This is a genomic window from Microcoleus sp. PH2017_35_SFW_U_B (assembly GCF_020737865.1).
Classification (GTDB): Bacteria; Cyanobacteriota; Cyanobacteriia; order Cyanobacteriales; family Microcoleaceae; genus Microcoleus.
Genome location: NZ_JAEQDE010000168.1, coordinates 1 through 9,222, shown reverse-complemented (window position 1 = coordinate 9,222; position 9,222 = coordinate 1). Strand labels below are relative to the sequence as shown.

The following is a 9,222-nucleotide window of genomic DNA, read 5'->3' as shown; positions in this document are numbered from 1 at the left end:
CATTTGGTTTCACGTACTTTGCCATATTAGTATTATGGATCGCCATGTACGCATTGTCCAGTCTTGTCCAATAAATTAATGATTAGAGGCATACCGATCAACTGTTCCCCTCTTGGCCATAGGCCTGCCAAGCCAAATCCACCAAACCGTTAACAATCGCCACAGCAACCACCGCCGAACCCTTGCGCCCCTCAATCCGAATATGAGGAACCATCGAATCGTGCAGCCTTGACTTAGCCACGTCAACCCCGACAAACCCCGAAGGCGTTCCAATCACCAAAGCCGGTCGAATTTCCTCAGCCTCAATCAAATCCACCAGCGCCGACAAAGAAGTTTGAGCCTGGCCAACCACAAAAATCCCCTCAGGATAGCGTCTAGCCAAAGTTTCAATCCCCCAAGCAGCCCGCGTCCGTTCCTTTTGAGGGCGCGTCAAAGCATCCATCGAACAGTAAACCGGATTCGCAAAGGTACTTTGGATCAGCGGCGTAATGCCCACCTGTACCATCGGCACATCTACTACGATCGTAGTTCGTGCAGCCAAAGCAGCCGCCCCAGCTTGCAAAGCCTGATCGGAAAAACTAATTAAAGACTTGTACTCAAAATCAGCAGTCGCATATATCACACGGCGGACTATTTCGTACTCCGCCGCAGAAAAACCGTGGTCGCCAATTTCATTATCGATTAATCCCAGACTCTGGGCATCGCTTACGTGCCATTCCATTTGTTGGATAGCTGTCGCCTGTGTGTTGTCAGGTATCAGCTTACCAGCTTTTAGTCATAACAGAAGGAAGAAGGAAGAAGGAAGAAGGAAGAAGGAAGAGGGGAGAAGGAAGAAGGAAGAAGGAAGAAGCAGTCTAATCAAGGGTTTCAGAAATTACGCAGGGTGTCTAGAAACCGGGTTTTTTCACAGCAATACTTCGTTACAGCCGACAAAAAAGCTAAAAAACCCGGTTTCTTTGGACTTGCGCGCGAGGCAGAGAAACCGGGTTTTTCACGAGTTAACTTGGTTGCGGTCGCCAGATTCCTTGACATACTCCCCGACCGTCGCGGACGGGGATTCTAATTCATGGTTCACAGAAGTCGGCTTGCTATATCAGGCTTCCCTTTGATAGTAGAGGCAGTCTTCTCCCCATGCTTTCCCTCGAACGAGGCAGATTCCTAATGCCCTTAGGTACTGTTAGATTAAATTAATCATGGCTTTTGTTTCTTTGGGTACTTAACTTATTTCCCCTAGCTATGTTTTTCTTGGCTTTCGCTACCCAATATTTGGCAGATATCAACTCTGCTTTCTGGTTCAAGGAGTCTTAACAAGCCACCACCATGGGATTTCCAACCAATATAATTATACCAAAAGCCGATACTCAAAGCACGGGGCTTTAGACCCCATTTTTTGGTAAAAGCTGAAAGTCTTATAGAGCAGGACTTTCACCCTCGGGGTTCAAGGCATGGGTTCCGATCGCCCAAGCGATCGCTAATTGTCCATTTAGTAGGGTTTCATTGATTGGATGCGGTTTTTATTTTTCGAGAGTGATGAAAGAGCGCCAAGAGTCACACTAATGACTGATGACTGATGACTGATGACTAATGACTAATAACTAATGACTCATCAAAAACTAACTTTCTTCTGAAGGAGACTTGCCCAATACTGGAGTCAAGAATGCTACCAAAGCCCCGATCGCAAAACCGGCAACATTTCGGGCCAAAGGCAACCAATCAGAAGTCCGAGTTACCACCGGCCCAATTCCGAAGGCCAAAAACAGAATCCCCCACAGCGGCGAAAAAATCAGCGCCCACTGCCAAGACACACCGTCTCCCGGTTTCCGAGGCTGAGCCGCAAACCCGCAGATCACGCCGCCCAGCACCGACGTAATTAAAGTCAGCACCCACTGTTCCCTCGGCAAACCTGGAACTACGCGACAACCGCCCTGACGCAAACAGCCTTCTATCGACTCCAAAGATTCAATGATCGATCGATCTTCGCCATTGTCCCGCACAAAAAACTGATTGCCGTAGCGGGTTTGCAGTTCCACCCAAAAAGTCCGCGGCAGCAGTGGATACAGCGCATCGCCCACATTAAAATTTAGTAAATTGCCACCGCGCGGGTCAGCAACTAGCAATACACTTTTATTGTCTAAGCCCCAATAACTTTTCACAGCCAAACCGGGCGTGCGATCGTACTGAGTCAGCACTCGCAGCTTCCAACCGGTTTCGGCTTCAAAGGCGTTTAAATTTTTTGCCAAACCCTCTTCTTCAATATCCGTAAGGGCTTTAGCTAAATCAATAATCGGCGTCTGAGTCTTCGGCAACAAATCGGGATTGTTGAAAGCATGGGCCGCAGGTGCGATCGTCCACACCGACAAAGCCAGAAAAAAGGCGACAGCAGAGGCTAGAAATTTGCGGGGGAAAAGCTGTGACATAGGAAATTCTAATCCGGGTCTTAATTGTGAATGTTAGCTGGCGGTCTTAACCAGAGGATAAGAGAAAACTCATATTTCTTTACAATTATTTACTTTACAGGAAGCCGAGAGCAAGGGGAAGGGTTCGGGGAAGGAAAGTTTGCGATCGGGGAAAGGGCTGACAATTAACTGTAGAGGGCGCGATCGCGATCCAGGGCAAACCGTCGTTAAACAAGAGCTCGATTTTCTGACGGGTGAGTATCGATCCCAGATATCGTACCCGCAATCAAAAACCTGTAGGGGCGGGTTCACCAAAAGCTTTAAGGGGTGCAGACAGGTTAAATAAACCCGCCCCCACCCACAAAAAAGCCCCTTATTGATATTGGTGCAACATCTGGGATTAATAATACTTCAAGCCGATAGTAATAGAGAGAGACCGGATGTGCGATCGGTTATTTAAGTATTTTCCTGCCTGAAAAAAGTTACCTTCATAAAGATTTAGCATAACTTTAAAAACTATCAGTAAATATACGGCAAATATAACAGACTAGCAACATCAAAAAAACTCTGAACTTCTGTATTTTTCCGAATATCTTTATAATCGAGTCTACCCGATAATGATGAGTAACCGCTGAATAATGATTTAAAAGAAATTAACCATTTTTCAAGGAGTGTCCAGAGTGCCTTTAACCGACCCGATTAGAGAACCTTTAACAGAAGTGGAATCCTTAATTCCCGGACTAGCCCCAACTTTTGCCCCACAACTGCCGGGAATTCAGACTAACAAAACCTTATTATATCAAACTCCCGGATCTTCATCAAACTCTGAACAACCTAACTTAATAGAAACCGCAAAGCCGCCACAATCCGAATTCATTCGAGCCGAAACCGATGCTTTTATTACTAACAAAGCCTCCGATATTAACAGCATACCTTCTGCTAAAACCAGTGCCACCAAAACTAACAGCTACTCCAGGGATTCAACCACTTCTGAAATTGACCTTCTAATTGGCAAACTCGACTCGGACTTAGGAGATCCCCTGACAAACCCGAATCCAACTGCCTCAAATAGCGAGCCTTTTGACTCTAATAAACCCGTTCCTCACCCACCTGCAATCAGCTCGTTAGTCAGTAACTCAGAAATTAATAAAACCACACCTGCTACAACCACTGCAAGTGATAAATTACCTGAAAATAAAACACAATTACTCCCAACCGGAGTTGCCAACTCAGAAAAAGAAAATAACAAAACATTACCCGTTATAACTACATCCACAAACTTAGAAAAAGCTTCGGAAAAAACACCATTACCCGCAACCCCTGAAACGAGTTCAAAACCCGAAGATAACAAAACATCTTTATCGTCAGGGGCTACACTCAAAAGTGATTCAGAACCCAATAAAACATCACCTGCAACTGTATCAACGGTTGACAACTTAGAGCCGAACAAAACATCACCTGCAACTGTATCAACCGATCGCTCTGAGCCGAAAAAAACATCACCTGCAACTGCATCAACCATAATACCAGATCGCAGTACAACTTCATCAGAAAAATCCGAGAAAATTGCAGTAACAAATTCAACCGAAACTGTTGCGGCTAGTCCAAATATTCCCTCAACTGATAAAACCTCTACAGACAAACAGTCCCCAGTTGCCACAACTGACGACAAGATAGACTCAGACAAGCAATCTCAAAACTCCACAATTGTGGAGAAAGCCAACTCAGGCGAACAATCTCGTACTGCCGAAGTTTCTGACAAAATAGACTCCGATAAAAAAGCTCCAATTGCCCAGACTTCAGAAACAAAAAACTCAGACAAACAGCTTCCTATTACCGAAGCTGCCGCCAAAATAGACTCAGATAAAAAATCCCCAAAAGTCGATGCAATACCGACCGAAAAACCCATTTCAGATTCTCAACAGTCACCGACAACACAGCCCCCAACAGCCCCATTAATCCCAGCCACATCTAACCCAGTTTTACCTAACACTAATATCAGTGCAGAAGTCAAATCAACCGATTTACAAAAGCCAGTACAAACCGCCACTCAATCTTTAACTGACAAACAGAATGATACAGGAAAAGTTGACCCATTAAAAATCGAACCTGCTGCAATACCAAAAACAGCAGCCAGTGAAAATGTAACGGTGACGACAGCAACAGCAGCAGTTAACACCCCAGAAAAAACTCCGAACAATACTGACTCAGTTTCGGAAATTAAACAGCCAGTTAAAACAGAATCTATTGTCAGTCAATCAGCAGATGCTGAATTAATCAAAACCGACAAAGATGCAACTTCCAGCATCTCTCAACCTCCCGCAGAAACAGAGTCAGTTATCGCTCCAATTGCGGAAAAGTCTCCTGCAAAAATAGACTTACTCAGTTCTAACGTTGGCGAACAATCACCCAAACAAAGCAACTCCAACGTTTCTACCGTACCCGAACAATTGCCAATAAAAATTGAGTCAATTATTCCCACAAAAAACGATTCGGCTACGGTAGAAAATGAGAGCGTTTTTCCTGAAATAACATCAGAAATTGAAAGCGAATTGCCAACAAAAACCGATTCGGTATCGACAGCAGAATTCACTGCTGATACAATCGAACGGAACATTACTGTTTCCTTCACAGCAGCGGAATTAGAAACTGAGAAAAGCCCAGCACTCTTCTCAACTCCATCAGAGACAGCAGCAGTTACGACACAGATAGCAGAAGTCGAAACAAGCGCTTCACCCTCAACTCTTAAATCCCCACCTAAACTCACTTCAAACAATTATAATAGCAATTCAAATCCCACAGAAACTGTCGCTGTTTTACCAGCGTATTCCGATCCTGAAATTGCGCCCAAATCCGCAGAGATGACAAGCGGTTGGCTACTGTCAGCAACCGAAGAATCTGCTCAACTTTCAGACAATATTGCAGACACTCAACCCAATTCAACACAGCGTACTGGCGACTTCCAAAGCAATACCAATCCCTCAACAAATCTCTCAATAACAGCAGCAGCCAATTCACCCAGTGGCACTTTCCTTGTAGATAACCAAGGACAAGTCAAATTTGACTATGTATTTGACGGCGGCTACTTTACTGGCGAAATCGGCATTTTTAGTCTTTCAGGAATGGAAGCATTTACACCTGGTACTCCAGAATTCATCGCCGAAGCTGCTAGGAGAGTCCTAACTAATTCCACATTAGGAAACATTGTAATCCGCGACAGTACAGAAGGAGCCAAATTCACCGGTTCGATGCCGGGAGAATACGACTTCGGTTCAGGAGAATATCAGGGTATCAAAACTTTCAACATGACCCCTGGAGACACTTTTGCCGTCATGTTCGTACCCAGCGGTACAGTACAATCATCCCTCCAATACTCCTGGCTGTGGGATTTGTTTCCCGAAAACCGTCCCTTATTCAGTATCGCCACAGCCAATCCCAACGATACCGGTCATCTGCTACAAATAGCCGACATTACGGGCAGCGGTAACACCTTTGCCCTCGAAGATATGTCATCCGCTAACTCAGACAGAGATTACAATGACCTAATCTTTAAAATTAGTGGCGCAACCGGAAACGCACCGCTGCTAGATACAGTCATCAACCCTGACAAAGAATGGCGAAATACTCCCCTAGGACAACAATTGCTCGCCGAAGCCAATCCCCCGAATTCTGACAACAATCCGCCCGTTGTTTCACCGACAAGCACTCGGACTTATACAGAATTAGAGACAACTATTTCATTAGACAATCTTGCCACAGATGCAGAGGGCGACCCTCTGACAATTAGCGTCCTCAATCCAGTAAACGGCACAGTAATTTTCAATCCCTTAACGAACAAAGCATCCTTTAAACCAGCAACCGGCTTCTCTGGAATTGCCAGCTTTGATTTCCTTGCCAGCGACGCTTTTGGGAGTTCAACGCCCGCGCGGGTGACAGTCAACGTCAGCGATGTTCCCCTGCTAAATCTAGATTTTGTGAAGCGAAATCCCCGACTTAATGCAGGAGAAAATACGGAATTGATTGTACTCGGAGACTTTGCCGACCAAAAAGGTGTAGTGCTCCCAGATTCTTATCTAACTTACACTTCATTCAATCCAGAAGTAGCACCAATTGATCCAACGGGGAAAGTGACAGGTTTGGTCAACGGTACTTCAGTTTTGAGCGCAAGTCGCAACAACCTGCAAGCAGTAACAGCAGTGCGAGTAGGAAAATTGCCAGCCCCAACCAACGATGCAGAATTCAATGGAGCACTAGCCGAGATTAACGGTTTGAATGTCTATCCCAAAGCAGTCACAATGACAGCCGGAATGGGACGCTCGCTTTTAGTAGGAATTGAAAATATCATCAAATCCCCCGATCTGAAATTCGGCTCTACAGGAACTCGCTATTTCCCCGGAAACTCCAACCTATTACAAGTGAATTCAGACGGCGTTATTACCGCTATAAAAGAAGGAGTTACTAACGTCACTGTCATTCACGGAGCCGCCGAACAAGTCGTGCCAGTAAGAGTCTCCCTTCCCGCCATCGCCGGAACAATTTTAGGAGTAAATGGCGGTGCAGTTACTGGCAGTGACGGTTCAATTGTGATGGTGCCGCCCGGTGCTCTTGCCGAAAATACAGCTATTAGCTTGACATCTCTAACCAGCAATGATCTATCGCTACAACTTCCCGACGGTTTGCAGTTCGCCGGAGGCTTCAATTTAGACTTGGGCGACAACTCCTTGAAAATTCCCGCTCAATTAGCAATTCCTGCCCCTGCCGGCTTATCTCCTGGTACCGAAATTTTATTCCTGCGAAAAGGTTCGCTGCCGGATGCTAACAATATTTATTCCCCAATTTGGCTGATTCAAGAATCCGGTGTAGTCGATGCCAGCGGTACTATTCGCACTAATTCTCCACCATTTACCGGTATTTTGGAGACTGCCGAAATAGCGATGATAGCAATGCCGGACCTGGAGTTACAGAAGTTGGCATTGGAAAAGTTGCTCACCACCTCCAATATAAATGGTTCCCTTCTCTCAACAAATGTCGGTCTCCCAAATGGTTCCCTTCTCTCAACAAATGTCGGTCTCCAAAACAGCTTTTTAGCAGCCAATGCCGGTTTAATCGGTATAGCCGCCGTCACCACAGCTCAATTCGCCGCTACAATTTTACTGCTGGCTTACTTGGCTAAATACCTGAAATCTGGATTGAAAATTATTGCCATTCCTGAAGTCGGTTTACCTGTAGTCACTCCGGCGGGTGTTGAACTCGATCCAGAAGGGATTCCCCGCGTCACAGCCACTCTAAACATACCCACACTATTCCCAGCAGACCCCTTCGCACCTCCAGTGCTTCAATCCGCTGAATATAAGTTGGAAAATGGCGAACCAACCGTCGTCCTGACAGGCAGCAACTTCCTGAATAACTCCAATGATTTAGGCGGTGAATTTAAAGACTTAACAGTCAGCTTCCGCGTCGGCGACAAAACTTATCCAGGCGGGAGAAAATAGCTACAAAATTGCTGTCAAAATTCCGATTACCGTACCCCTCGGCGAATCCAGCATTGTAGTGTCGAGAAAGCAGAAAAAGCGCTTCGGACCGGGTACTGGAGATTACGAGACTGTCGAACTAGAAAGTGAAGAAAATATCCGCCTCGCTCCTACCTGCGTTGAATTGGCGCTGGTAACAGAACGTACGGGCGACAAAATCAACGTTATTAACCTCAAAGACGCTTTATCAACTGTTGAAACCCAGAACAGCAATAAATTAGCGGTTGCTTTTAACATTCCTGTGGGTAATCCCAATATCCCATCAGACCGACCGGAGTCGATCGCGGCTACTAACAATGCTACCCGCGCCTACGTGACTCTGCGGGACACCGGTCGGGTGTCTGTGGTGGATTTGATGGCGCTGCGAGAGATAGATACTACCCCAGAAACGGCAACTGTGGATGCGATTGGCTTGCCCTCTGGAGCCAGACCACAAGCTATTGCGATCGACCCCAAAGACAATTACGCTTACATTGCCGACCAAAATCGCCCCAACATCTACGTCCTCGACATCAACCCGAATTCAGCAACCTATCATACTGTTATCCAGACAATTAACGTCACATCACCCCTGGGACTGAGCCAGTTGGCTATCAGCAGCGACGGGCGCCGACTGTTCGCTACTGGTTCCGACAATAACGAACAAACACCTAACCGCCGCATTTACGCTGTCAACATTGACCCCGCCGACAAACCGAGCGCTCAGGGCTCTAACGAGCGGAAGTGGCACCAGCAGATTAAAGTAATTCCCACCCTATCGGAGACAGAGGGCATAGCTGCTACTTCCGACCCCAAGAAAATGGTGTTTACCAACGGGCTTGCTAGTGTCCTTACCATAGATAGTAATGGGGACCAGATAAAGCTTCAAGATGACGGCAAGGGCGCTCCTTTGTCGCTGGGCGTGGCCACTGACTATTTTGATGTCAACGAGGCAGTGGCTGTAACAGTAACGCAAGACGGGAAATATGCGTTTGTTGCCGGCCGCAACTCTAGGGCAAAGATAAATACGCGCGAGGGTGGAAATATAGGTATTATCGCAAACCCACTGGACCCCAATCCTCAATTGGTGGCTGCGACTCGACCGATTCCGGGCAGCTTAACTAACAACCTAGCGCTTTCGAGTGACGGCAAATATTTGATTGCTTCCTATCCCACCTTCGGTTTGGGAGGAAGTTCCTACGTTTTCGATGTTGAGCAAATGATTAAGGCTATAGAGAATCCGGGTAATTACAAGCTTGACGCCCGCGACAGGGGTGTGGATACTTGGGGTTTCCAGGCAAGCAATCAGCGAAATG

4 protein-coding genes are annotated in these 9,222 nt (G+C 46.3%); 2 read left to right on the top strand and 2 right to left on the bottom strand.

From position 1 onward, the window contains the following. Positions 1-97 precede the first annotated feature (97 nt). Positions 98-721: a precorrin-8X methylmutase gene (locus tag JGK36_RS32675; RefSeq protein WP_293186971.1), complete on the bottom strand. Its 624-nt coding sequence runs from the start codon at positions 719-721 to the stop codon at positions 98-100. A gap of 892 nt (positions 722-1,613) precedes the next feature. Further along, positions 1,614-2,417 carry a TPM domain-containing protein gene (locus JGK36_RS32670; RefSeq protein ID WP_293186972.1) on the bottom strand — a complete coding sequence of 268 codons (804 nt, stop codon included), beginning with the start codon at positions 2,415-2,417 and terminating at the stop codon, positions 1,614-1,616. A 659-nt stretch (positions 2,418-3,076) separates the two neighbouring features. Between JGK36_RS32670 and JGK36_RS32665 the strand changes: the two genes are divergently transcribed. Together JGK36_RS32665 and JGK36_RS32660 are read left to right on the top strand one after the other, a co-directional pair. Further along, positions 3,077-7,888 (top strand): DUF4114 domain-containing protein, encoded by a 4,812-nt coding sequence (locus tag JGK36_RS32665; RefSeq protein ID WP_293201330.1) that lies wholly within the window; start codon positions 3,077-3,079, stop codon positions 7,886-7,888. Positions 7,889-7,946: 58 nt separating this feature from the next. Further along, the coding region (locus JGK36_RS32660; RefSeq protein WP_367120260.1) for a YncE family protein at positions 7,947-9,222 on the top strand (1,276 nt) is incomplete at its 3' end.